The 24,979-nt window shown below is 57.7% G+C and carries 18 protein-coding genes; 11 read left to right on the top strand and 7 right to left on the bottom strand.

All coding sequences use genetic code 11. The features are described 5' to 3' along the window. Positions 1–57 precede the first annotated feature (57 nt). The 5 genes from Mal65_RS13690 to Mal65_RS13670 all read left to right on the top strand — a co-directional run bounded on the left by Mal65_RS13690 (position 58) and on the right by Mal65_RS13670 (position 6,974). A complete protein-coding gene (locus Mal65_RS13690) occupies positions 58–282 on the top strand; it encodes a hypothetical protein (protein WP_145298540.1) in 225 nt (74 codons plus the stop codon). Beyond that, positions 273–1,133 (top strand): ferredoxin reductase domain-containing protein, encoded by an 861-nt coding sequence (locus tag Mal65_RS13685; protein WP_145298537.1) that lies wholly within the window; start codon positions 273–275, stop codon positions 1,131–1,133. Before Mal65_RS13690 ends, Mal65_RS13685 begins: the two co-directional genes overlap by 10 nt. A 273-nt stretch (positions 1,134–1,406) precedes the next feature. Beyond that, positions 1,407–3,560, top strand: coding sequence for an ATP-binding cassette domain-containing protein (locus Mal65_RS13680; protein WP_196784144.1), 2,154 nt, complete (start codon positions 1,407–1,409; stop codon positions 3,558–3,560). Beyond that, complete coding sequence (locus Mal65_RS13675; RefSeq protein WP_145298535.1) at positions 3,557–4,894, top strand: HlyD family secretion protein; 1,338 nt, start codon at positions 3,557–3,559, stop codon at positions 4,892–4,894. Before Mal65_RS13680 ends, Mal65_RS13675 begins: the two co-directional genes overlap by 4 nt. Positions 4,895–5,192: 298 nt before the next feature. Then, the gene (locus tag Mal65_RS13670) at positions 5,193–6,974 is read left to right on the top strand and encodes a TolC family protein (protein WP_196784143.1); all 1,782 of its coding nucleotides are present in this window, start codon (positions 5,193–5,195) and stop codon (positions 6,972–6,974) included. A gap of 400 nt (positions 6,975–7,374) precedes the next feature. Here Mal65_RS13670 and Mal65_RS13665 read toward each other — a convergent pair whose 3' ends face one another. Both Mal65_RS13665 and Mal65_RS13660 read right to left on the bottom strand, forming a co-directional pair. After that, positions 7,375–8,451 carry a hypothetical protein gene (locus tag Mal65_RS13665; protein WP_145298532.1) on the bottom strand — a complete coding sequence of 359 codons (1,077 nt, stop codon included), beginning with the start codon at positions 8,449–8,451 and terminating at the stop codon, positions 7,375–7,377. Between the two features lie 130 nt (positions 8,452–8,581). Beyond that, entirely contained in the window at positions 8,582–11,464 is a 2,883-nt protein-coding gene (locus tag Mal65_RS13660; protein WP_145304904.1) for a hsp70 family protein, read from the bottom strand. Positions 11,465–11,508: 44 nt separating this feature from the next. Here Mal65_RS13660 and Mal65_RS13655 point away from each other — a divergent pair, with 44 nt between their 5' ends. Next, positions 11,509–11,856, top strand: coding sequence for an MGMT family protein (locus Mal65_RS13655; protein WP_145298529.1), 348 nt, complete (start codon positions 11,509–11,511; stop codon positions 11,854–11,856). Positions 11,857–11,888: 32 nt separating this feature from the next. Here the strand turns inward: Mal65_RS13655 and Mal65_RS13650 are convergent, their stop codons facing one another. Both Mal65_RS13650 and Mal65_RS13645 read right to left on the bottom strand, forming a co-directional pair. Next, a complete protein-coding gene (locus tag Mal65_RS13650) occupies positions 11,889–13,703 on the bottom strand; it encodes an Hsp70 family protein (protein ID WP_145298526.1) in 1,815 nt (604 codons plus the stop codon). 54 nt (positions 13,704–13,757) lie between these two features. Continuing rightward, the gene (locus Mal65_RS13645) at positions 13,758–14,651 is read right to left on the bottom strand and encodes a helix-turn-helix domain-containing protein (protein WP_145298523.1); all 894 of its coding nucleotides are present in this window, start codon (positions 14,649–14,651) and stop codon (positions 13,758–13,760) included. 381 nt (positions 14,652–15,032) lie between these two features. Here Mal65_RS13645 and Mal65_RS13640 point away from each other — a divergent pair, with 381 nt between their 5' ends. From Mal65_RS13640 to Mal65_RS13625, 4 genes are all read left to right on the top strand, one after another. Next, a complete protein-coding gene (locus tag Mal65_RS13640; RefSeq protein ID WP_145298520.1) occupies positions 15,033–16,115 on the top strand; it encodes a sigma-70 family RNA polymerase sigma factor in 1,083 nt (360 codons plus the stop codon). Positions 16,116–16,228: 113 nt separating this feature from the next. Then, positions 16,229–17,644 (top strand): TIGR01777 family oxidoreductase, encoded by a 1,416-nt coding sequence (locus Mal65_RS13635; protein ID WP_196784142.1) that lies wholly within the window; start codon positions 16,229–16,231, stop codon positions 17,642–17,644. Then, entirely contained in the window at positions 17,641–18,090 is a 450-nt protein-coding gene (locus tag Mal65_RS13630) for a hypothetical protein (RefSeq protein ID WP_145298514.1), read from the top strand. Before Mal65_RS13635 ends, Mal65_RS13630 begins: the two co-directional genes overlap by 4 nt. 136 nt (positions 18,091–18,226) lie before the next feature. Further along, positions 18,227–20,314, top strand: coding sequence for a M13 family metallopeptidase (locus Mal65_RS13625; RefSeq protein ID WP_196784141.1), 2,088 nt, complete (start codon positions 18,227–18,229; stop codon positions 20,312–20,314). A gap of 225 nt (positions 20,315–20,539) precedes the next feature. On the opposite strand, the gene Mal65_RS13620 is transcribed toward Mal65_RS13625, so the two are convergent. The 3 genes from Mal65_RS13620 to Mal65_RS13610 all read right to left on the bottom strand — a co-directional run bounded on the left by Mal65_RS13620 (position 20,540) and on the right by Mal65_RS13610 (position 23,404). Next, entirely contained in the window at positions 20,540–21,208 is a 669-nt protein-coding gene (locus tag Mal65_RS13620; protein WP_145298511.1) for a DUF8091 domain-containing protein, read from the bottom strand. Between the two features lie 27 nt (positions 21,209–21,235). After that, the gene (pyrE, locus tag Mal65_RS13615; protein ID WP_145298508.1) at positions 21,236–21,799 is read right to left on the bottom strand and encodes an orotate phosphoribosyltransferase; all 564 of its coding nucleotides are present in this window, start codon (positions 21,797–21,799) and stop codon (positions 21,236–21,238) included. A gap of 174 nt (positions 21,800–21,973) precedes the next feature. After that, positions 21,974–23,404: a L,D-transpeptidase family protein gene (locus tag Mal65_RS13610; RefSeq protein ID WP_145298505.1), complete on the bottom strand. Its 1,431-nt coding sequence runs from the start codon at positions 23,402–23,404 to the stop codon at positions 21,974–21,976. A 224-nt stretch (positions 23,405–23,628) separates the two neighbouring features. Here Mal65_RS13610 and Mal65_RS13605 point away from each other — a divergent pair, with 224 nt between their 5' ends. Further along, positions 23,629–24,975: a Gfo/Idh/MocA family protein gene (locus Mal65_RS13605; protein WP_145298502.1), complete on the top strand. Its 1,347-nt coding sequence runs from the start codon at positions 23,629–23,631 to the stop codon at positions 24,973–24,975. Positions 24,976–24,979 lie beyond the last annotated feature (4 nt).

Raw genomic sequence — 24,979 nt, 5'->3', positions numbered from 1 at the left:
GAAAACCCCTGACATCTGGCCACCGACACCAACGACGTCCGCTGCGGAGCGTTCACGATGATGCTGTCGTTATTGAAAGCCATGCTGTGTATGGCAGCCATTTTGGGGCTGTGGTTGTCCATTCAAAAACTGTGGTGCCTTAGCGAAGACAAACCGGCCCAGCACGATGCGCTGCAGGGGCGAACCGGTTGCAAAGGTTGCGGCGGCGGTCGCTGCAAAAATCACACCACCTCATCCAATTCTGTACGTTCATCAACAAAGGGAATGCAGCGATGCAGTTGAAAGATTTCGACATCAGTACAAGGTATGCGGCCCGCGTGGTCAAAAACGAACGCATCACTGCACCGGAGTCCGGTCAAGAAGTCCGCGAGATTGTCGTCGAGGTGGATGATCCGGATTTCGATGTGGAAGTCGGCCAGAACTTTGGCGTCCTGGCACCCGGCAACCCGGCTTTGGGCCAAGAACACCACCTGCGTTTGTACAGTATCGCCGATGTGCCCCGTACCAACGGTGACGGGACCACCGAATTCACCATGTGTGTTCGGCGATGCGACTACATCGATGATTTCAGCGGTGAACGATACAAGGGAGTGGCATCAAACTTCTTGTGCGATTTGTCGCCCAACCAAACCTTCACGATCACAGGCCCTTACGGACACGCGTTCGACGCCCCACGTGAAAACAACGCCACATTGGTGCTGATCGGGATGGGAACCGGAATCGCCCCGTTCCGCGCATTCGTGAAATACTTGCACGCCAGTCGACCGGAATACGTCGGCCGGGTGATTCTGTTCCACGGGGGACGCACGGGATTGGATCTGCTGTACCGCAACGACAAGAAGGACGATTTTGCGTTGTACTACGACAGCGAAACCTTCGAAGCCATCAACGTCCTGAGCTCGCGGCCCGCACTGAGCGACTCGATCGACTGGGGGTCCGCAATCTTGCCTCGCGGGGAAGAAATTCGGCGGCTGTTGGACCAGGACGATACTTACGTATACCTGGCCGGGCTGACGCCGATCCGGAACGATCTGGACACCGTCATGGGCGAAGTGTTTGGATCTGCGGAGGCTTGGCAGGATCAGAAATCACAATTGGAATCCGACGATCGCTGGGTCGAATTGCTGTACTGATTCGTTGATTGCCGATCGCAGATTTCCAAGCGTCAATTGTCGCCTTGCCCCGCCCAGGTTGTCACCGGATGGCAGGCGGTCCCCGCGCGGGCCCATCCGCCGGCGTCCAGCGACCGATTTGACATTATTGCTACCCTATCGGAGGTACCGTTTTTTCAGAACAATTTGCGGAAAACAGGGGCACGACCCTTGAACCAAACACGCAAAATAGACGAAACCTATTTCGCGTAATTGTTTTCACATCAGTTCAAACCTGAAATCCGCAGAGCGTTCATGACGGCGACGGACTCGACCAAGACGGCCGCAGATCCGGTGATGGATTCCGGCCGTGAAGATCGCGTGTACCGGGTGCTGGTCCAAACCGGACTGGCCCTCGGGATCTCGATGGAACGCAGCGATTTCGATTTCGCAGCGTTGTCCAAATCCGCCGACGAAATCACCCATTTGGTCGATGCAGGACGGCAGGTCGGTATCACCCTGAAACCGACTTCGACTCGCGATTCCCAAGCGTTGTTCGACTTGGTCGCCGAGCGTTTCCCCGTGATTTTGGCGATGTCCGACGGGCGATATTTTGTCCTCCAGCGGTCGCTTGCCCACGGAATCGAAGTCAGCCAGATCGGCGAAATGGTGACTTCCGTGCGTTGGTTCCGGCGCGACCTGCGGCGACAGTTGCGTGGCGACCCCAAGGCGATTGTTTTCATTGCGAAGGAAGAATTGCAATGTGCGCCGATCTCATCCGGCGATCATGGCGATTCCGATTCTGGCCACGATGACGATCATCACCACCACCATTCGCCGATCCGACGCTATTTTCGGCTGCTTCGGATGGACGGCCGCGACATCATCATGGTCGCCCTGTTTGCGTTTGTTGCTGGGGTTCTTTCGCTGGCGACCCCGCTGGCGATTGAATCGTTGGTCAACGTTGTCAGTTGGGGAACCTATCTACAGCCGTTGGTCGTCCTTGGCATCATGTTGTTGGCCTGCTTGGGGTTGTCGGGCGTCCTGCAAGTCTTGCAAACGGTGGTGGTCGAAATCATCCAGCGGCGGCAGATGGTCCGCCTGGTCGGGGATCTTTCGCACCGTTTCGGACAAGCCAACCAGGCATCGCTTCACGACGTTTATCCGCGGGAACTGGCCAACCGTTTGTTCGACATCGTGACCATTCAAAAGTCGACGGCCGCCTTGCTGTTGGACGGCATCACGATCGTGTTGACGGCGATTTTGGGCATGTTCTTGCTGGCGTTTTACCACCCGTTTCTGCTGGGCTTTGACATCGTCTTGTTGCTCAGCATGGTTCTGATCACATGGATCTTGGGACGCGGTGGTATTCGAACGGCGATCAACGAATCGATTGCCAAGTACGAGATCTTCCACTGGCTGCAAGACGTCTTGGCGTTGCCGACCGCGTTCAAGATTAACGGCGGGCAATACTTGGCGGTCGATCGCACCAACCGCTTGGCGGTGGATTATTTGGATTCGCGTCACCTGCAGTTTCGCGTGATCTTGCGACAGGTCATCTTCGCGGTTTCCGTGCAAACGATCGCATTGACCGCGTTGCTGTGCCTGGGCGGCTGGTTGGTGATCAATCAACAGTTGACGCTGGGTCAGCTGGTGGCCAGTGAATTGGTGGTCACCGTGGTCGTCGGTGCGTTCGCCAAAGCGGGCAAAACTTTTGAAAAGTATTACGACGTTATGGCGGGCGTTGACAAGGTCGGGCACCTGTTGGACATCCCGATCGATTCGCACCGCGAACTGGGTGACTTGGCCGGTGGACCGGCGTCGATCCGTTGGGGCGGTGTTAAGTTTGCCGAATCGCCGGCCACGAAAGTCGAACCGGTCACGGTGCAAGCCGGCCGCGCCGTTGCCATTTGCGGCGACGATGTGGACGGACGATCGCTGTTGATGCGGTCGTTGGCCGGACTTTCCCGCCCCGCCGGTGGCGGACAAGTCGAAATCAACGACATCGACGCGGCTTTGGCGGCGCGCGAGGGCGGTGGTCAGGTGGTCGGTTATGCCGGCGACGCGGAGATCTTTCACGGATCGATTCGTCAAAATATTGATCTGGGGCGTTCCTCGGTCAGCCGGAATCGGGTGCGTGAAGTCTTGCAGGACCTGGGGCTTTGGTCCGATGTCATGCGTTTGCCAAACGGCCTGGCAACGCCGCTTCTTACCGGCGGCGAACCGCTGCTGCCCAGCCAACGCGCCAAGTTGATGTTGGCGCGAGCGATGGCCGGACGTCCTCGCGTCTTGTTGGTCGATTCGGTGCTGGACTGCTTGGCCGGTGAAGATCGAAAACAGGTTTGGTCGGCGATCGCATCCCCCGATCGCCCATGGACGTTGGTCGTATCAACCAGCCACGCAGAAATCGCACAGTGGTGTGACGAGCGAGTGTTCTTGCGTCGAACATCCCAGGAGTCGGGTCAATGAGATCTGCACAATTGCTTTGGTCCGATTTTCCCGCTTTGCAACTGGTGCGCACCGGTCGCATGGTGCGTTTGGCCGGAAAATTGACCTTCGTTGCTTTGGTCGTCAGCATCTCCGCGATGATGCTTTTGCCTTGGCGTCAAACCGCTCAAGGCGTGGGAAACGTCGTCGCACTGGACCCTCAAAACCGTCCGCAACCGGTGATGAGTCCCGCGAAGGGTGTGGTCAGTTATGTGAAGCCGGGATTGCGTGAGGGCAGCTTTGTCGAACAGGGCGAAGTCGTCTTGCGCATGACACCTTTCGCAGCCAACAACATCAGTCAACTTGAAACGCAGATCGCCACGTCCCGAGCGAAAGTCGAAGCGTACACGTTGGCCAAAAGCAATGCCGAAATGAACAAGGAACGTCAAGAAGACGCTAACTTGCGCACCATGGAATCGTTGGAAGAAGAACTGAATGCGACGAAAGCGAAATGGGAACAAGCTTTGTCGGAAGTCGGCGCGGTCGAAGCGGATTTGCGTGACAAACAACGGAAATTTGAAGTCGACAGAGCCGTGGCCACGCGAGGTTTGGTCCCCGACGTCGAACTAAACTCTTCGCGCGAAGCCTACGAGGCTGCGAAACAAAAGTTGGCCAAGGCACGACAATACGCGGAGGAAGGCGAAGCCAATTACATTGGGAAACAGAGGTCGTTGGAAGCAAAGAAGGGGGAACTGGATATCAAGTTGCGTGAAGCGGAGCAGAAAGTTTTGAAAGAACAAACGATGCTTCAAAGCGCGCTGAAAGAACTAAGCGAACTGGAAAACAAGCGTGATGAGTTCAACCGTTTGGAAGTCCAGGCGCCGCGCAGCGGGTATATCCAACAGTGGTACGGCTTGGCGGGAAGCGACACCGTCAAAGAAGGCGACCAACTGTTCGTCATCGTCCCAGACGCGGCCGAGTTGGCTGTGGAAATGAAGGTCAGTGGCAACGACATGCCGCTGGTTAGCGAAGGGGATCACGTACGACTGCAATTCGAAGGATGGCCGGCGGTTCAATTTGTCGGGTGGCCATCGGTTGCCGTCGGGACCTTCGGTGGAAAGGTCAATCGCGTCTTTCCGACCGATGACGGTTTGGGCAACTTCCGCGTGGTGGTCACCCCCGAGAAAAACTTTGCCCATGATACTGACTGGCCCGATCGTCGTTACCTGCGGCAGGGCGTTCGTGCCAACGGATGGGTTCTGCTTCGGCGTGTGAAACTGGGTTATGAGATCTGGCGACAACTCAACGGTTTCCCGCCGGTGGTTGCTTCGGAAGAACCCAAGGAAAAGCTGTCCAAGGTTCCGTTGCCGAAGTAGCTTGTGAAACGCGGCGAGAAACAGCCGATTGCCGGCGATGGCTTCGCGGCGCGAGACAACCTCTGCAACGCATAGGGCGTTGACGTGGCTGAGCATCAGAGCTTTGAGTTCGGGCCGCTCCGACAATCCGCCCGAAAAGTCAACCAAGCTTCACTGACCCGTATGCGACGGCCCTTTTTCGGATACCCCGGTGCGACCAGTCAAACCCTGCGGAATATTTGTGTCGAATGATGAAACGGGGTTGTGCCTGTCACTCCGTTTATGCCGCTAGAAGCTCACTGGCAAGGATGCCCGCGTGATGTTGTCCTCACGACCGATCAATCGCATCGCCATGGCGCTAATTTTTGCGCTGACGCCGACGGCGTTGACCATCGGGCAAGAGTCGCCGCCTTTAGACTCAGACGCGTCGTTTGCGCGAATGATGATGCTGATCGCATCCGGGGATGACGAAGCCACCGATAGCGGATCCGGCGATGAGGCGGACGAGGCCAAGGCCGATGTTCGCGATGGGTCGGCGAGCGAAGATAGATCGGCGGGTGCGCAGAACGACACACCCGAGTTCACGCCGATCGAGATCTTTGATCCACAGGTCACGCAAGCCACCACACTGACGATTGCCGATGTTGTCGCGAGCCTTTATCGACACTACCCCAAGGTGATGGAAGCCAGGCAGGAACCCGCCGTTGCTCGGGGCGAACTGGTGGCGGCTTATGGTGCGTACGACACCAAACTGCAGGGCTATTCGCTAAATGAAGCCATGGGGTTTTACGAGAACTACCGGCACGGGATCGGCGTGGTTCGGCAATCTTGGTGGGGGACCTATTTGTCGGCCGGATATCGAATCGGACGCGGTTCTTTCCAGCCTTGGTACAAGGAACGAGAGACCAATAAGGGTGGTGAATTCAAGCTCGGTTTGGGGCAACCGCTGCTGCGCGGCTTTGCGATTGATCCTCAGCGGGTTGCCGTGTTCCAGGCATCAATCGAAACCTTCGCCGCAGAACCCAAGATCCTGCAAGCTCTGCTCAATGCGTCGCGTGATGCCGCCAACAGCTACTGGGAATGGGTCACCGCGGGGGCCATCTTGCAGGCTCAGCAAGAACTGTTGACCCTTGCGGAGACTCGAGGCGAGCAGTTCAAGATATTGGTTGAAGCCGGGAAGTTCGCAGAAATTGATTTGATTCTGAACGAACAGTTGATCGCCGAACGCCGCGGAAAGGTCTTGGAATCGCAACGGAAATTCCAAGCGTCCGCGTTCAAATTGGCGCTCTACTTGCGAAACGACTTGGGCAACCCATTGATACCGCCGGCGCAATGGGTCCCCCGCCAATTCCCCGCGGTGACAGCACCGCCACAGGAAAGTTTCAACGATCAGCTGTCCGCCGCTTTGGCGCGACGCCCCGAACCGCAGTTGTATCAATATCAAATTCGCCAAGTCGAATTGGACCGCAGACTGGCGTGCAACGATCGATTGCCGCGTCTGGATCTGATCGGTGAAATCTCTCAGGACATGGGCGAAGCGGCGACATCCTCACGTGACAAAGGTGATTTTCAGTTGGTCATTGGAGTCGAGGGCGAGGTGCCGCTGCAGCGACGCAAGGCGCTCGGGAAAATTCAGTCAACGACTGCAAAGATTCGACAGCTGACGGAAAAACTGCGTCTTCAACGCGACCAAATCGCCACCGAAATTCAGATCGCACGAAATGCTTTGGAACTGTCCAGCCGCGTCGTCGATCAAGCAGAAGTTTCTCTCGAAGCCGCCATCGAATCTCTCGATCGGTATAGCTTTGCGTTCGAACGTGGCAAAGTCGACTTGATCTATTTGAACCTTTTGGAAACCAAAGCCAACGAGACGGAAATCAAGTTGATCGAAGCCCAGCGTGATTGGTTCGACGCGTTGGCCGATTATCAAGTGGCATTGGGATTGGATCCACTTGATCAAGCGATGAACGTCGCCGCTCTGCCCCCATCGGATCTTCCCAAAGCTGGTCGCACTCTGCTGCACGAACAGCAACCAGACGACGTCATCGACCCCGAAGAATTCGAAAGCGATTGGAAAAAGCACACCGCCCCCGCCGAGTGAACGACAACGCGGCCGCAAGTGACTCGAGCTTCCTAATTCGGGGCACCCATATTCTTACCGCCTCTATTGCTTCTATTACGGCCACCCATTTTCTTGCTTATATTGTCGACACCCAACTTCTTGCGGTTGACGTCTGACATTCTCCGGCAACGTGGCAAAGCCGCGTTTCTTCGCTCTGAAGCCGCGATGTCGTCCACGCGACAAACTGACGTTTACGTGCGTGCATGCCGCGCAGACAAATCGCCGCGAGCGACAAAACTGCAAATCTTTGCGTTTTCCCGCGATCGCAGGTCAAATTGCTGTGCAAAACTTCCAGCTTGCGCAGCGTTCACCGCCGCGTCGAACGAGGACGCACTAGGAATCAGATCGATGATTCGTTGCGAACGTTTGCACGGTATGGCTAGTCGGAACAGAGTCCCAGTGGGTTGTCCGGTGCACACATCCAGTGTTGGCCGCACCGCACGGCTTCACGTGCGAGGCTTTCTGGCGTTCCCGCCGCACGCTTGAAGACGCGGCCGAAGCGGCGAACCACATCGCACCACCCCCGAGTGTCGACGCCGATGCGGGATAGAATCGGAGCCAAGTGTTTCGGTATTGACCCCAGTTTGTCCGACCGAAGTTGCCGACCGGTCCAGTCGAGCAATTCCAGGTATCGAACCAGCGATATCCCCAAGAAGCCTTTGGAACTCGCCCGCCGCCCCGATTTCTCGACACAGGGACCAACCGGGTCCTTCGCCTCATTGATCTCTACCGGGCTCATCCATCCACTGTGGCGACGCCGGCGACTTCGTTCCCACTCATGCATGCTTGGCCGCAGTCGACTCGGTTGCTGCGGCAGGTCATCGATGCGATCTTTCGCTCCGGTGTAAGGACTTGATTCTGGTGTTTCGGCAATCGCTGCACGCACCGGATTTAAATCCACATAGGCCGCACAGGCTAGCAAACTGGCTTCGTCAAGCAGGTTTTGCAACCGGTATCGCCCCTCCCAAAACCTGCCCGTGCATTCGTCTTCGCGGTTGGCACGTCTGGCGATGAACTCGGCAACACACCGCATCCACCAGCTGATATCCGACAGTCGTCGTCGACGTTCGGCCAGAACTTCCGGATGATTCACCAGCGCCGCGATGTCTGCCTCGGTCGGCGGTTCGGCTGAACCATCCGGACGCCGGCGAGCCGGAAACAACCGCAACCACCGACCGGCCACTTCCTGGTCGCTCCATGCAGCGACAACGTCCGGACGACTTCGAAGCACCAAGTGCAAGTGGTTGCTCATGACCGAATAGGTCAAGCAGTCGATGCCGAAGACGCTTGCCATGAACTCCAGGCGGTCCCGGATCCACTGTCGCCGGTGTTCAAAGGATCGGCCAGTCAGCGGGTCTTCACCGCACAAAAACGCCCGGCGGACGCAGCGTTGTACCGCGTGAAAGACCTGCACCTGAGCAGGGTCCGCGACTTCATAGCGTGGTTTTCGTGGCATCAATCCATCCCCAATTCTGGCTGTCGAACCGACTGATCGTACCCGTCATCGGCGGAAAAGACAAATAAATATGGGTGGCCCCTATCAAGACGCTATTAAGAAGCGTGGGGATTGCGGTTATTTCTCGTTGCTATCCGTTCAGGCGGATGCCGAGGGGGAGCGATTCGCCGAATACGGCGTCCTGTTCTTCGCTGGCAAGGTCACCGCCGCTTTGAACGAGCTGCACGTAGTGTTCGGACGCGCTGTTTTGCCTGAGGTAAGAGGTGACTTGATCGCGGTCGCTTTGTGAAAGATCCACGAATCGGTCGCCGGTACGCCGGGCCAGTTGAACAAGGGCAAGTTGCAACATGGTGCCAGTTTCAGGGGCCAGCGTTTCCGAGTTCGATCGACCAAAACGGATCAGGTCGTCACACCAAATCTCCGCCTGCCGTCGTGGCACGATCGACGACATCACACCCGCGACCGGTCGCCGGCTGCCCAACCGTCCGATCGACCAAACCAACGTCGGATGCTGCGCGGCGCGTTTGGGACGCTGCAAATCGGCGACCGCAGCATTTCCAAATCGAATCTTCTGGTCCACCGCAATCTGTTCCAACGATGCGATCAAACGCCACGCTTCGATGGCTTCATTGGCGGGGACATTCGTCTTGCCTACCAGAATCGACTGCCAAGTGTTCGACAATTGATTCTGTTGCGCCGACGTCAGCCCACCGGCAATCCGACGCCACAAGATCAATGTTTCCAATCGCGATGCGGCCGCCGGAAACGCGATCTTTCCATGCACACGACGCCAAGTTTCCGCCACCCGCCAATCGTCCACGGCCACACCATAGCCCGGCCGAAGACAGTAGCCCGCCAAATTCAACCAACGTGCTTCACGGGTTGCGTCGGTGCGACGGCCCGATTCAAGATCCATCAGACTTTGCCACAATTCACGAAGCAGCGAAGGTGGCCAAGACGATCGGTGCTCACCGATCACCCGCTGCAGCTCCTTCACCAACTTGCCAGGCTTCAGCGTCCCCGTTTGCTCTGAATCGAACACCGATGCGATGCATTCACTGGCCTGCTGCACCACCGCTTGATCCACGATCCCGGCTGCTTCGCCGGAAGATTGATGGGCTTCGCGATCCGTTTCCAATGTGCTGCGAATGTCAAAGTCAAGTTTCCAGCGTTGACGGGAATCGACTTGCACACAGTGGATTGCGACTGTGCCGATCTCGCTCAGCTCAGCCTCCAAACGTACCGCCACCGCTCGATCATCGTTTCGTCTGCGTCCCTTCACCGCTGTGCGTACCGGTGGCAACGCAGACATCGATTGATTGTCGATCGATACAACCTGGTCGGCTTGATCCGCCAATCGAGTGCTGCTAACCCAAACAGGAAATTGCACCGGAGTCCCCAGCTGCATTGTCAGCGGCTGTGAGTCCGCGGTAAAGATCTGGCCCGGTTGGGCGCTCCCAGGGATCAGAACCAAACCGGCCGGCGGATCTTGTTCGACCTGAAGGTAATAGGAACGCCCCAGGTTGGCCGCGATTCGAACCCCTTTGCCACGTCGAACCATCGCGTAATAGGCGGCCCCGCGGGCAACGGCCAAATCCAAACGGGCTGGCGTCAACACTTTCGGTGTGTGATCAAACCAACGCTGTATGGAATCAACGATTCGGTCCTGCAGTCGGCTGGACGACATGACGCCACCGTTGAACAGCACCAACGTCGGATGGGTCTGCGCAGTTTCATCATCGTCGTCGATCCCGCTATGCCGATGTTCGTTCAGGAACGCAGCCAAATGACGCGTGATCGCGGCATCGGCTGCATAAGGCAATCCGAATTCTTGAAAGCCGCTGGCGCCCGTTTGAGGCTTGTCCGCAAAGTCGACAACGGGAAAAAATCCATCCAAAACGACACGATCTATTTCTTCGTCCGACAAAGTGACCTGCAGGCCACCGCTTAACAGCCCCGAACCTTCACCCGGTAAATGAATCGTGTATTCGACCGGGCGGTCATCCGCCAGCATGATTTCCTTGGCGGTCCTGGATGCCCCGATCAGACGATCCCATTGGCTGGGTGACAATTCATCGGGCCCGGCATCAGACATGCCTTGCAACAATTTCTGTTCTGCAAACTTGGCAATCGCCAGATCCAGGTTGTCGCCACCCAAGATCAAGTGATTTCCGACAGCGACGCGATGGAACTGAACCGTTTGCGTCGCATCACCGCCGGCCGATTCGGATGACGCTGTGGATGCCGGTTTGACGCGAATCAGGGTTAGGTCGGTTGTTCCACCGCCCACGTCACACACCAAGACCAAGTCGCCCGGACGAACGGATTCGTGCCAATCGCCACCTTCGCGATCGATCCAGCCATAGAACGCGGCTTGGGGTTCTTCCAATAAGTGCAATCGTGGCAAACCCGCCTGCTTGGCCGCCTGCACCGTCAACTCGCGGGCGACTTCATCAAACGACGCGGGCAAGGTCACCACGACGTCTTGTTCACCCAGCGGATGATCCGGATGTGCATGATCCCAAGCGGATCGCAAATGCCGGAGGTAAGCGGCCGAGGCCTCCACCGGCGACAATCGATCCGCCGTTGGATCACCGTGCCACGGCAAAAACGCCGCAGAGCGATCGACACCGTCATGCGAAAGCCAACTCTTGGCGGATTGTATCCGACGCCCCGGATGTCGCTGACCCGCGGTTCGTGCCAAAGTCCCGACACATCGGTCCGTCGTCGCGGTATCCCAAGCCATCTGCAATGACGCGCCGGAACGTTCCGCGTCGGTGCATTGGTAGTGAAACGATGGCAACGTCAAACGTGATTCACGAACGCCAAAGTCGACCCACTGCGGCACGGAAAAGTCATCCACCTGCCAGCTGGACGCATCATCACCTTCGTTATCAACGAAAGCCAACGCACAGTTGGTCGTTCCCAAATCGATCCCGACGGCATACCGTGGCGATTCGTTGACGGAGTCGTCGGCATCGGCATGCGTTGCCCGGTTGGCGTCTTTGTTCATCACAGCGGCTGAGGGTTCGGTCGAAACAGGACGCAGGATTTTCGATGTCAAATCGTTCCGACGCAACCGGCGATCGATCACGTAGCACATCCGACGTGGACGCCGACATGTGGGCCGCGTTGGCCAAGGCCGTGGAGGACCTGCGTCCAGGCGAAGTCGTCAGCTATGGCGATGTCGCAATGGCCGCCGGGTATCCGCGTCGCCATCGTGCGGTCGGCACACTGCTGCGGCAAAGTCTGGATGCCCTGCCGTGGTGGCGCGTCGTCTATTCGTCCGGACATCTGCCGCCGGTCAACCCGACCCTGCAAGCGTCACGTTTGATGGACGAGGGCGTTCAGATTTCCGGCCTGAAAGTCACCCGGTCGCCATTGGGACGATTCGCCGAGGCGTAAACCACTGGCGGCCCTGCAAGATTGTTTGGTTGTCAGTCCGCATCATCACGGACGTTGAATTCCATCTTCCAGGCATCATCCGACTTGGTGCTGTGACACCATAATTCGAACATCCCCAATTCGGTGACTCGACTGCGGAACTGCACTGGAATGAAAGGATCGTCACCGGCCTGCTGGCTGGTCAACGTCAATTCAATCGGATCGCTTTCGACCAATTCGTCTTCGGACCATCGATCCAGTTGCACCCCGACGCCATCGTCGGCACGCACACTGCTGGCGAAGAATCGGAACCGTGCCGGCGCACCGACGACCAGCCCGACCGGATCGCCCGGGACATCCGTCTCGGTCCCTTCTTCCATACCCTGCGGCGCCACACACAACGCACGCAGCGGCCGCGGAACCCCGGGGATCGCCAAGCCGGCCGTTTCGATGCCGATGTAATAGGACCTTGCCGTACCACCGCGAATTCGTATGCCGCCGCTTTGTTTGGACCACCCATAGTAGGCCGCGCCGATGGCCACCGACGTGTCCAAGTCCTCCGGTCCGCCCAACACGGTCGGTGCGGTTTCGCACCACGACGCGATGGTCTGGACGACACGGTCGCGGATGGCCGATGAGCGAAAAACACCACCATTGAGTAGCACGTGGGTGGGTTGCGCCAAAGACGAACCTGATGCGTCACCACCGGTTGCACCGGAGTGCTGTGCCAAGAACGTTGCGATGTGTTTTGTGATCGCGGGATCTTGTTCAAAAGGCAATCCTATGTCTTGGAAACCCGATTGAGGTTGCCGCACAGGACGTTCGTCAGCCGAACATGCCGGAAAGAACCCGTCCAAAACACAAGCCACGACTTCATCACGATGCAACGTCGTGCTGATGGTCGAAGCGATCAAAGAACTGCCGCGTCCAAGGACCGACACCGTCTGTTCGTCGGGCCCTTCCCCGGACAACAGTTTTTCCTTTGCGGCGCGACAAGCGTGCCACAGCGCGACGCTTTGCCAAGGATCCAACTGGTGGCCTTCGGCGGCCAATTTTTGCGAAGCCATATGGGCAAGAGCCAAATCCATATTGTCGCCGCCGACCAGTAAGTGGTTGCCGACCGCCATCCGCTTCAGATTCAGTTCGCCGTCGTCTTCATCAATCGACACCAGGGTAAAGTCGCAGGTGCCGCCGCCCACGTCGACGACCAACATCACATCGCCGGCTGACAATTCCCGTCGCCAATTGTCCCCGCGTTCGGCCAGAAAACGGTACACGGCCGCTTGAGGCTCTTCCAAAAGCACGAAGTTCTCGTTCAGCCCCGCATCGATCGCCGCTTGTCGGGTCAATTCGCGAGCCGCCGGATCAAACGATGCCGGCACCGTTAATACCACTTGCTGATCTGCCAAGCGGTGACCTTCGTGCTTGGATTGCCAGGCCGCGATCAGATGGCTTAGATACCGACCGGTGGCCGCGACCGCCGAAACCTTGGGCACATCGGCCGGTGATTGCCACGGTAAAACCGCACTGCCCCGGCCGACCGACTGGTGACACAGCCAGCTCTTGGCGGCCACCACGACACGCTGGGGATTGTCGGCAGCCTGATTGCGGGCATAAACGCCGGCCACGCCGCCGCCAGGTTCGCTTTGCAACGCGGTTCGCAGCGATTCAATTTCACCGTCGCGCGGCAAGTACAAGAACGATGGCAAGTGCAGAAACGATTCCATCTGGCCCGGTTGCGCCAGTTGGTCGATCGGCATCACCGCGTCGGCGACATCGCCGGGCGATACATCGGTTTCGTTGGAAAAGGTTCCCACCACACAGTTGGTGGTCCCCAAGTCGATGCCGACGGAATAAGCAGCGGTCATAGATTGGTTTTCAGGCGAAAGACATCGAGATCGAAAAATCGACCCCGTTTTCTGTTAGTTTCGCCCAAGATTCAATCGCATCATCGCCGCCAGTTCCACCAGGTGTCGCAGACCGTCGCAATGGGCGGTGTAACGCAAACGAGGACGCAGTTGATCCGAAAGCGCCCGCCCGCCGATCAGAAGCGGCACGTTTTCACCGATTGCTTCGGCCAGACGCACCTGAGCGGCGACAAAATTTGCGGCGTCGGCGACCACCGAAACGCTCATCCAAACCAATTGCGGCGAATAGTCATGAGCCGCCTGGACGAAACTGTCCATCGGAACGCTGGCCCCCAAACTGGTCGCCCGCCAACCGACCTCGCGGAGTGCCAACTCCACCATCGCCGTGGGCAATTGATAAGGGTCACCCTCCGGTGAACCGCCGATCGCAACCGGTGCCCCCGCAGGCGGATCGGGCATCTGCGATCGCAGATCGTAAATCAGCCGCATCGCAATGTCGCAACCACGACGCTCCTGATAAACGTCCAGCTGATTGCATTCCCAGGCGCGACCAAATCCGTGCATCGCGTCGGTGATCAAGTTCTCCGCCGCTTCGCTGCGTGTCATCCCGGCGTCGATGCGTCGAGCCAGTAAATCACGGCACCGCCGTTCGTCGCCCGCCGCCAGTGAATCCCGAAACTCCTGCTGCAACGGATCGGACGCATTGCCGATCTGTGTCCGCCGGTTGGGCGGCAACACGGGCAAGCCCAGCACTTCCGGTTGGCTGAGCGAACGGTTCTGTGAAGCCAGGAAATGCTGAAGTGCGTCCAACGTGATCCTGCGGTGCCCGCCCACCGTTCGGATCGTTGGAATCAATCCTCGATCGCACCATCGCTTGACCGAGGATTCGCTGACCTGCATCGCCTGGGCAATCTGCTTCGGTGAATATTGCGGTTGTCGGGCGGCCACGGGATCTCGATTTGAACGTTTATGAAGGAGGAAACGATCTCAAGTGAACGTTTTGCATCGAATCGTTCACGGAGACTGTAGCCAATTCGTCCAGTCTGGCAGCGACTCTGAACGCAAATCAGCCAAATCGATGGCCCACCATCCCATCGGCTGGCCATCGGTCACCGACAATCATACGCCTGAAAACACGTAGAAAAAGGTCATTTCCCGCATTTTTCCTTCAACCGACGGTATACCGCTTGCTTTCCCAAGTGACGAAAGATAGAACTTTCATTGAGATGAACGTTTTGGCTGTTTAAAACGTCCACGTCGGCCGGTTGGGGTAACGACCACCTCCACTCGCCTTTCGCGACCTACCAGACCTCTTACCGAGTGTTCGACATGCCCAAGACAGTGCCCACGTCCGCCCGTCGCCCGGTCAGCCCCTCCGAAGCCAAATCGCCTGCTCCCAAACGGGCCAGCGATTTTCCCGCACGACGCCCCGGGTGGATGAACAGTGATGAATTGGCCGAAGCGGTCGCCGAGGTCGCTTCCGATTTGGTCGACTATCAATCGATGTCGGACGCTGAACTGCGAATCGCCACCAAACGTCGATTGAAAGCCGAGATCGATTTCATCGCCAACGACAACTTCACCAAGCCGGGTTGTGGCCAAGAGGTGTTCGGCGAATCACTCGAGCTGGCCCCGCGACAGACCAGTCTCGGCATTGCCGCGATTCGAAAAAGCGGAATCGACTTGCCCGTCCACCTCAGCCGGTTGTGCGAGGCCCCGCTGTTGAAGCCGGACCAGGAACGGATGCTTTTTCAGCGAATGAATTTCTTGCTACAGCACGCGTCGATGCACCGTGCTCTATTGAACCCCGACCGTCCGTCGCGGCGACGACTGGAATTGATCGACGAGATGATTCGATTGGCCGAATGGCACCGCGATCGGATCGTCGAAGCAAACCTGCGTTTGGTGTTTTCGATCGTCAAAAAGTTCGTGAACACAAACAACGGATTCGACGAACTGCTTAGCGATGGCATCGTTGCTCTGATCCGAGCCGTCGAAAAATTCGACTTCGATCGCGGTTTCCGATTCAGCACCTACGCCACCCAGGTTGTTCGTCGCAATTCTTATCGGACGGTTGTTGTGAATCAGGAAGAACGCCAGAAGGTGGCCGGGGGAATCCAGGACATGGACATCGATATCAGCGACGACGAACGTACGTCGGCGATCAGCGAAAAACGCTGGCACGAATTGCGAAGCCGATTGGCCGTGATGCTCAATGACCTGGATCGACGCGAAAAGTTGATCATCCGTGCTCGCTTCAGCTTGGGATCGCACCGCAAGGTCCGCACGTTGCAATCGTTGGCCGATCGCTTGGGTGTTTCCAAAGAACGTGTTCGCCAATTGGAACGCCGAGCCATGGACAAATTGCGTGCCATGGCGGGGGATGTCAAACTGGCTGACTTGGAAGCGTAACCGCTGCACCGGAAAATTTGTCCGCAGCCGGGTAGAGTTTTCGTCGGCTGGTCAGACACTTCCGTCGCCGGATCGGTAAGAACCGCCACCTTTTAACTCGGGGCAAAGCTGTCGTGACTCGATATGTTGCCGAAAGCCGGTTGCCGGTGTCGCAGGAACAGGCGTTTGCTTATCACGAACGCCCCGGATGTCTGCAGCGTCTAACGCCACCCTGGGAATCCGTCTCGGTAGAGAAATCGGACGGAACTCTGCAAGCGGGCAGTCGCGTGGTTCTGAAAACGTCGTTGTTTGGCGTTCCTTTGCGGTGGGTCGCGAGACACACCGTCTACGATCCGCCATCGGAGTTTGCGGATGTTCAAGAATCGGGCCCGTTTGCCCATTGGGAACACCGTCATCGCTTCGTCCCCATCGATCACAGCTCATGCCGCCTGATCGACGATGTGACTTACACCGTTCCGGCGGGTTCGGTTGGCAATGCACTCGGCGGAGGTGTCGCCCGAGGCAAAATCGAGTCGATGTTTGCGTATCGCCACCGCGTAACTCGTGACGACCTGGAATTGGCGGCAAACACACCGCTGTCGCCACAACGAATCGCTATCAGCGGTGCGTCCGGGATGGTGGGCGACACTTTGTCGTCGATGCTAACGCTGCTCGGTCACGACTGCCGTGACATCGTGCGAGACAAAGCGAACGATGAAAGCGAAATCGGTGCCTGGTCGGACGATGACGCGGTGCAAAAGTTCGAGCAGGTCGACGCCGTGGTTCACCTGGCCGGAAAGCCGATCGCGTCGGAACGCTGGACCGATGAAGTCAAGCAAGAGATCCGTCACTCACGGGTCGACAAAACTCGCGAGCTTTGTGAAACGCTGGCGAAGTGCACGAACAAACCCAAAGTGCTGATCTGTGCCTCGGCCAGCGGAATCTACGGCGATCGTGGTGACGAGATCTTGACGGAGGATAGTGAGACCGGAGATGACTTCTTGGCCGATGTGGCCAGTCAGTGGGAATCCGCCTGTCGTCCTGCGGTCGAAGCGGGCATTCGTGTCGTGAACGCTCGGTTCGGTTTGATTCTTTCGCCTGCGGGCGGTGCGCTTGAAAAAATGCTGACACCGGCCAAGTTTTGCGGCGGCAAATTGGGCAGCGGCAATCAGTTTTTTTCCTGGATCGCTTTGGACGATGTTCTGGGCGGGATTTATCACTGCATCGCCAACGAATCAGTCAGTGGTCCGGTCAACTTTGTGTCGCCCGAACCGATTCGCAACCGCGACTTTGCCACCATCCTTGGTCGCGTACTGGGGCGTCCATCGCTTTTCCCTGCCCCCGCCGCCGCCCTGCGGTTGGGTTTGGGTGAAATGGCCGACGCGTTGCTGCTTTCCAGCACGGCGATCATTCCGAAACGGCTGAGCGATTCGGGTTATCGGTTCCGTTTCACCGACCTTGCGGACCAACTGTCTTATTGTCTTGGCAAACATCGCTTGCCGTCGTCGACATCCGATCCCGATTCCAATCAATCGGTCCAAGCGGCATGAACGCGGGGCAGTGGGCGGTTTTGCTGAACGTCGCATCGACGTGGTACATGGTCGGCCTGATATGGGTCATTCAAATCGTCCACTATGCGATGTTCGACCAAGTCGGGGAACAGAATTTTCAACGATACGCGGTGGACCACGCGCGACGAATCACACCGGTCGTCGGCATCCCGATGCTGATCGAACTGGCAACGTCGGCATATCTGGTTTATCGCCCGCCGCCACAGTTGGGCGTTTCATGGCTGTGGATCGGGTTGGTGATGGTAGGCTTGATCTGGGCGTCCACCGCGGCGATCCAGGTGCCTTGTCATGATCAGCTGGGACGTGGATTCGACGCGGACGTTTTTCGCCGCCTGGTTCAAAGCAACTGGATTCGCACAGTCCTGTGGTCCGCTCGCGGCGTCTTGACCTTCTATCTGGTCAGCCGATTGTTGTCGGCGGATTGATTCGTTGTCGCCCGACGGACATGTTATACGTCGCACGCCGACTGTCTTTCCGGCGTGATTTCAAAGGCCTGTAGGGACGAAAGTGACCTTTGCCGGATCCGCTTTCCGACGCATTCAACTAGGGAGCATTGCGGGAATGAAGTTTTGTCTAACCATGGACATGTGCCGCCGAATCTCGGGGCTCGCCGCCGCGTTGTGGATCGGATTGACAATCGTGCACAGCGTGCAAGCCCAGGAATCGGCCGATTCGTCGCGTCGTCAAACCAGGGCCAATCGAACCAAACAATCGGGGATCGACAAGACGCTGTTCGCGGCGGACATCGACCCAGGCGACAACTTCTATCGTTATGCGAATCAACAGTGGTTGGATTCGACCAAAATTCCCGGCGACAAAGCGGATTACGGGATCTTCACGGTCTTAAGTGACCGCACACGACAACGTGTCCGAGTGTTGATCGAAAACGCGGCACGGAAAGACGCGGAACCGGGAACGCCGGCGCAAAAGGTTGGTGATTTGTACAACGCCGTGATGGACACCGCGGCACGCAACGAAGCCGGATTGCAGCCGATTCAATCACTGATCGACAGCATCGATGCGGCGGAGGATCGTGAATCTTTGGCGTCCGTCATGGGCAAACTGGTCACCGCCGGTGTGTATGGTCCGTTTGCGCCGTATGTCTCGGTGGACGCAAAGAACAGCGACGCCTACACGGTGTACGTCACGCAATCGGGACTCAGTCTGCCCGATCGTGACTACTACCTGGAAGACAACGAACGCTACCAAAAGCTACGCCAGCAACTGTCCGAGTACATTGTGGATCTGTTGAAAGCCGGCGGAGGCGACGGAGGACAAGCGCCGGCGGTGGTCAAGATCGAAACGCAGATCGCCGAAAACCACTGGACAAAGACCGAGAATCGCGACCCGGACGCGACTTACAACGCGACGAGCCCTGACGATTTGGACCAGATGCTCGGTTCGTTCGATTGGCCGGCATTCGCATCTGCCTGTGGCATCGAAGGGCAGGACAAGTTTGTCGTTCGCCAACCGAGTTACTTGCAGGCATTGGGCAAGTTCTTCGAACAACACGACCTGGCGGCGTGGAAAGCCTACTTGAAGTTCCACACCTTGGATGCGTACGCATCGTCGCTGACCGAAACCCTGGAAAAGCGGCACTTCGACTTTCACGATTCAGCGGTCAGCGGTATCGATCAACAGGAAGCCCTTTGGAAACGCGCGGTCGGTGTCACCGGAAGCGTCTTGGGCGAAGTCGTCGGCCAACTGTACGTCGAAAAATACTTCACGCCGCGAGCCAAACGTCGCATGTCGGAGTTGGTGGACAACCTGAAAGCCGCGTTCGAAAAGCGAATCGATCAACTGGATTGGATGGGCGATGGCACAAAGAAACAGGCGAAGCAAAAGCTTGACTTGTTCACCACCAAGATCGGATACCCCGATGAATGGAAGGACTATTCATCGCTGAACATCCAAGGCGGACCGCTGGCGAAGCATTTGATCGCCGCGTCGCGTTTCGAACACCAGCGAGAATTGGACAAGTTGGGTGGACCGATCGATCGCAACGAATGGCACATGACGCCGCAAACGATCAACGCCTACTACAACCCGGTGATGAACGAAATCGTTTTCCCGGCCGGTATTTTGCAGCCGCCGTTCTTTAACTTGGCCGCCGACGATGCCGTCAACTATGGCGCGATCGGCGCCGTGATCGGGCATGAGATCTCCCACGGATTCGATGACAAAGGCAGCAAGTACGACGGATATGGAAACTTGCGGATGTGGTGGACACCGGATGATCGCGAAGAATTTGAACGCCGTGCATCCGTTTTGACGACTCAGTATGACGGCTTCGCCCCCTTTGATGACATGAACGTCAACGGCAAGCTGACGCTGGGGGAAAACATCGGTGACCTCGGCGGCTTAAGCGTTGCCTATGAAGCCTATCGCTTGTCGCTTGACGGAAAAGAGGCACCGGTCATCGACGGCTTGACGGGTGACCAACGGTTCTTTCTGGGGTGGGCACAGATTTGGCGGCGGCTGTACCGCGAATCGGAGCTACGCAAGCGGCTGATCACCGATCCGCACAGTCCCAGCGAATATCGGGTCAACGGAATCGTGCGGAACATGGACGCTTGGTATGACGCATTCGACATCCAAACGGATGACGAACTGTACCTTGCACCGGAGGACCGGGTACGTATCTGGTGACGATCCGATGGGTGTTTAGCAGCCCATGCTTCGCCATCGTCGTCTTTTGCAGAGCGAAAAAGGCGTGTCGGTAATGCAGCTTTGTGTAAGCCATGCCATCGCTAGCCAAGGGTGCCCTTGTTTTGCAGAGAGACGCCGACGCTAACGTGCTCGGCTCAAGGCACGGCGGGATTCGAACGCTACTTTCGCAGAGCGAAAGGCGACTTTGCGGACAAACTCGGTGTCCTATGCGGCTTTGTAAAGAATGCCGCTGCGTTTGCGGCCGTGGGCTTCGATTGCACCGGTTTGCCGCAGCACATAGGCGATCTTTTGTGCCACCCATCGCGGCCGATCGATTCGTTTCGCCAAGTCGGCGGTGTCGAACGTTTGGCCATCACTGGGAAGCCCGACCAAGGCCAGTAAATCGTCTCGGTCGCGCAACTCAATCGATTCGCCGATCGATTCCAACATCACATCGGCAACGTCGTAATCGGTGTTCCACCGACGACGGCGACGCCGGCCCTTGGTCGGAATGCGAAGCTGTTGTACGTCGACACAGGGGGCTTCGATGACCAGATTCGGGTGCGGAAAAAGCCGCGTGAAGTAGATCAGGTCTTCGAACAAATCCAACGGGCCGCCCTTTTTCGGGCTGAGCCGACGCGACGTGATGGGCCCGTCCTTTTTCTTGGACTTCAAGATCCGAGTCCGGTGGACCACCGGTTTGACCACTCGCACGCGATGTCGTTTGACCAGATCCGCAATTTTGCGGCCGATCGCGGACAGCGATGCACACTGGACCTCAATCAATTCGTCGCCGCGCAACGCATCGATGCGATAACGCCCGATCCGCATCTCAATTTCGTGCGGCGAACCGGCGTACAGCTCTTTCAACTGGCGATGTAGCGTCGTTTCCATCCATGACCACGCTGGGACGATGCCAGCCTATTCCGGTTCGATGCCGAAATCGCGGATCGTGCATAAGGTTTTCAATTCCAGATCGACTTTGGCAAACGCTTCGCTGCCACCAGCCAAACGGTCGATGATGCCGATCACGTACTTCACATCCAATCCGAATTCGCGTGCGGCTTGGACGGCGCGAATCGCGCTGCCACCGGTCGTGATCACGTCTTCGACAATCACCACCGACTGCCCCGGCTGTACGGGACCTTCGACTTGTTTTCCCGTGCCATGCTCCTTGGCTTCCTTGCGAACCATGAAGCCCTTCAGCGGCAACGATTCCAGACCGGCAACGGTCACGATCGATGCGGTGATCGGATCGGCACCGATGGCCATGCCACCGACGGCGTCAGGCATCGGACCGGATTGCTTCATCACATCCAACATGCCGGCGGCGATCAACGTCGCGCCCTTCGGATGCAACGTGATCTTGCGGCAATCCAAGTAATAGCTGGCCTTTTTGCCGCTGGCCAAGGTGAATTCGCCACGCTGCAATGACTCCGATTGCAGCAGGGCCAACAAAGCGTCGCGGTCGTAAGGGACGTTCATCGTGCTCGGTCAGTCTGGTCGGTGAATGGTTGCGATCGGTCGTGGCGATGCCTTGCCACGGCTCGCAGGCCCTTTCCCCGCGAACACGCCAAGCGTAATGATCGGCGTCGGATGACAACAGTGGACGTGCCGCGGACGTGCATGAAGTGCCATCACCCTCGCACGAATCGCATCCTAACGTCGGATCGTCACACTGCTGCCTTGCGACAGAATCCCGAACAAGTCGCCGGCAAAGCGACCGGCCACGCTGATGCAACCTTTGTCGGTCGGACTGTTGCTGTTGGGGCTGCCGTGAATACAGAGCTGACCGCCCAAGTCCATCCACATGCTGCCGTAAGGATTGTTAGGGCTGCCGGGTGGAATCGGCGATCCTGCGGCATCGTAATAGGTGCGTGCCGATTGTTTGTCCAACACGGTGAACGTGCCTTCACGCGGCGTCGGATCGCTTCCGATGGCGATCGGGAAGCGGCCCGCATAGAGGTCGCCCAAGAACAACGTCATCTCGTCGCGTTCCAAGTCGACCGTTGCACGAAAAGGACCACGCAAGACTTTCAAATCCGTTCCCGGCAACACCGTGATCGGATCATCGATGCCATTGATGTTCGCCAACAACTGCCAAGGAATCTCGTACTTCGCGGCGACTTGCATCAGGGTTTCGTTTTGACCGACGCGGTGCGGTTGTTCCAACAGGTGTTTGGTCGAATAGACGACTTCACGAGCCAGCGGGTCCAGTCGGCTTAGCAGCACTTCGCGATCGGCATCGGACAGGCCCGGTTTCTCAAAGAACAAGCTGAGTGTTGCCAACGCTTGCTTCTTTTGATCGTTGGCATACTGCTGGTCAGCCATGTGAACCGCGTTGGCCAATCCGAAATCCGAACTGGACGATTGCGATGAATCCTTGGCAACGTCGGCGGAATCAAATAGTGGGTTTTCGCGAATGCCGCCTTGCCCCACGTCCGCGAACGTCGGTGTGTTGCTGCCCAGCGCGTCGATCGCGGAGCCATCGCTTTCGGCGGATACGCTGGTCGGCATATCCGACTGAGCACTGACTTGTTGATTCCATCCGCTGTCGGTGCCATCGAAGACGGCGCCGGCGACTTCGGCCGAAGGCATGTTGAAGTCATCACGGCCGGTCGAATCAAACTGTTCGGTTCCGTTGATTTGAATGTCGGCGGTTTGGCCACCCGTGTCGGGCAAATCCATCTCGGGGGTCGACGTTGTTGGGCCGCCCAGATCCGCGTACTGGTCGGAGATGTCGCCGTGGATGGCACCACCGCCAACGCCCAGCAGACTGGAGGATTGATCGTCGATGCTGCCGGTCACCCCGGTCTGGGCCACTCCGGCGGGCGGCATCGCCCCACCGTCGGCCATCATCGGATCGCCCGATGCGAACGCGGTACCGGTGTCAAAATCGCCCATTTCATCGCCCAGACTGATGTCCAGATCGCCGGGCATGCCGACATCGATGCCGAATTCTTCGGTCGCACGGACGAGTTCGTCCATTTCGGGGCCGGCCGTTTGTGGTGGTGTCGTCAGGGACACGTACGCAGCGTACATGACCGTGACCAGTAAAACGACGATGGCGGATGTCTTCAGCGTTTGCACGACGGTCCTCCGTGACCGCTGTCGGAGCGAGATCAAAAACCAGCTTCGTAGGCTTTAGCAGGTTCCCCCCGCTGGGTTCTAGATCAATTGGAATGCGCTCGGTCAGATTCGCTAAACTGACCGCGGCGGTTAAGATTTAGCAATCTTCTGCGTGATCTTCGCCGTCGCATTGATCTCGTCATGAGGTTCGCCACGCCCGTTTGTTCTTCAGCGAAAAGACTTCCATGAATTCGAACAAGACTCAAAAAACCACAGCTTCCGAAGCCGCTCCGGTGCAACCTGCTGCAAATCGTCGTCAATTCTTGTCGACCGCCGGCGCCGCGGCAGGGGCCGTCGCCGCAACATCGGGGGTGCACACCGAAGTTTTGGGCCAAAACCCTCAGTCGCCGACCGAAGCGGTTCGGATCGCGTTGGTGGGAGCCGGCGGACGTGGCGGTGGCGCGGTCAACAATACGTTGACGATCAACCCGAACGTTGAACTGGTGGCGATCGCCGACATCGACGAAGAAAAGCCCGCGCGGCTGCGGGACCAAATGGCCAAACGCTACGAGAAGAAGGTCAAGATCTCCGACCAGTCGCTGTACACCGGACTGGACGCGTACAAAAAGATTTTGGACGACGAAAGCGTCGACCTTGTCATCTTTACCACTCCGCCCGGTTTCCGTCCGCAACACGTGATGGATGCCGTCGACGCGGGCAAGCACGTGTTTGCGGAAAAGCCCACGTGCGTCGACCCGGCCGGATATCGCGTTTGTTTGAAAGCGCACCAGAAGGCGATCGCCAACAAGACCGCGATCGTCACGGGCACCCAGTATCGCCGCCAAGTCAACTATGTCGAAGCGATCCGTCGACTGCACGCGGGTGAAATCGGCGACATCATCGGCGCGACCAGCCGCTACTGCAGCAACGGCATCTGGTACCGCAATCGCCGCGACGGAATGTCCGACACCGAATACCAGATCTATAACTGGATGCACTTCATCTGGTTGTCTGGCGACCAAATCACCGAACAAGCGGTGCACAACATCGACCTAATGAATTGGCTGATGCAAGGCCCGCCGGAATCGGCATTCGGCGGTGGCGGCCGATTCACGCGTCCGAAAGACAGCGAGATGTGGGACAGCATGTCGATCGACTATCGCTATCCCGGCAACCGCTTCATCAGTTTCAAGTGCCGTCAGATCCCCGGTGCCAAAGGTGAAAACGGAACCATGATCTATGGATCCGAAGGCACCGCGCAAATCTTGGGCGGCAACGGCGGCGCGTGGCTGAAGGACAAAGACGGCAATGAAATCTGGTCGATGAAGGGCGACATCGGTGCCGCCTATGAACAGGAACACAAAGACTTGGTTCAATCGATTCGTGCCGGTGACCCGATTGTCGAATTTGCGGAAACCGCCGCCAGTTCGTTAACGGCCGTGATGGGTCGGATGGCGGCATACAGCGGACAAGACGTCAGCTGGGACTTTGTGACCAAAGAATCGACGTTGCAACTGTTCCCCGACGACATCGATTTGTCGGCGTCGCGTGAGTCCGGACACGCGATTCCGGGCAAGACCAAACTGGTCTGATCGC

The organism is Crateriforma conspicua, from assembly GCF_007752935.1.
Lineage (GTDB): Bacteria > Planctomycetota > Planctomycetia > Pirellulales > Pirellulaceae > Crateriforma > Crateriforma conspicua.
Note: the sequence above shows the minus strand (reverse complement) of the source record. Positions and strands in the feature narration are given on the sequence as shown.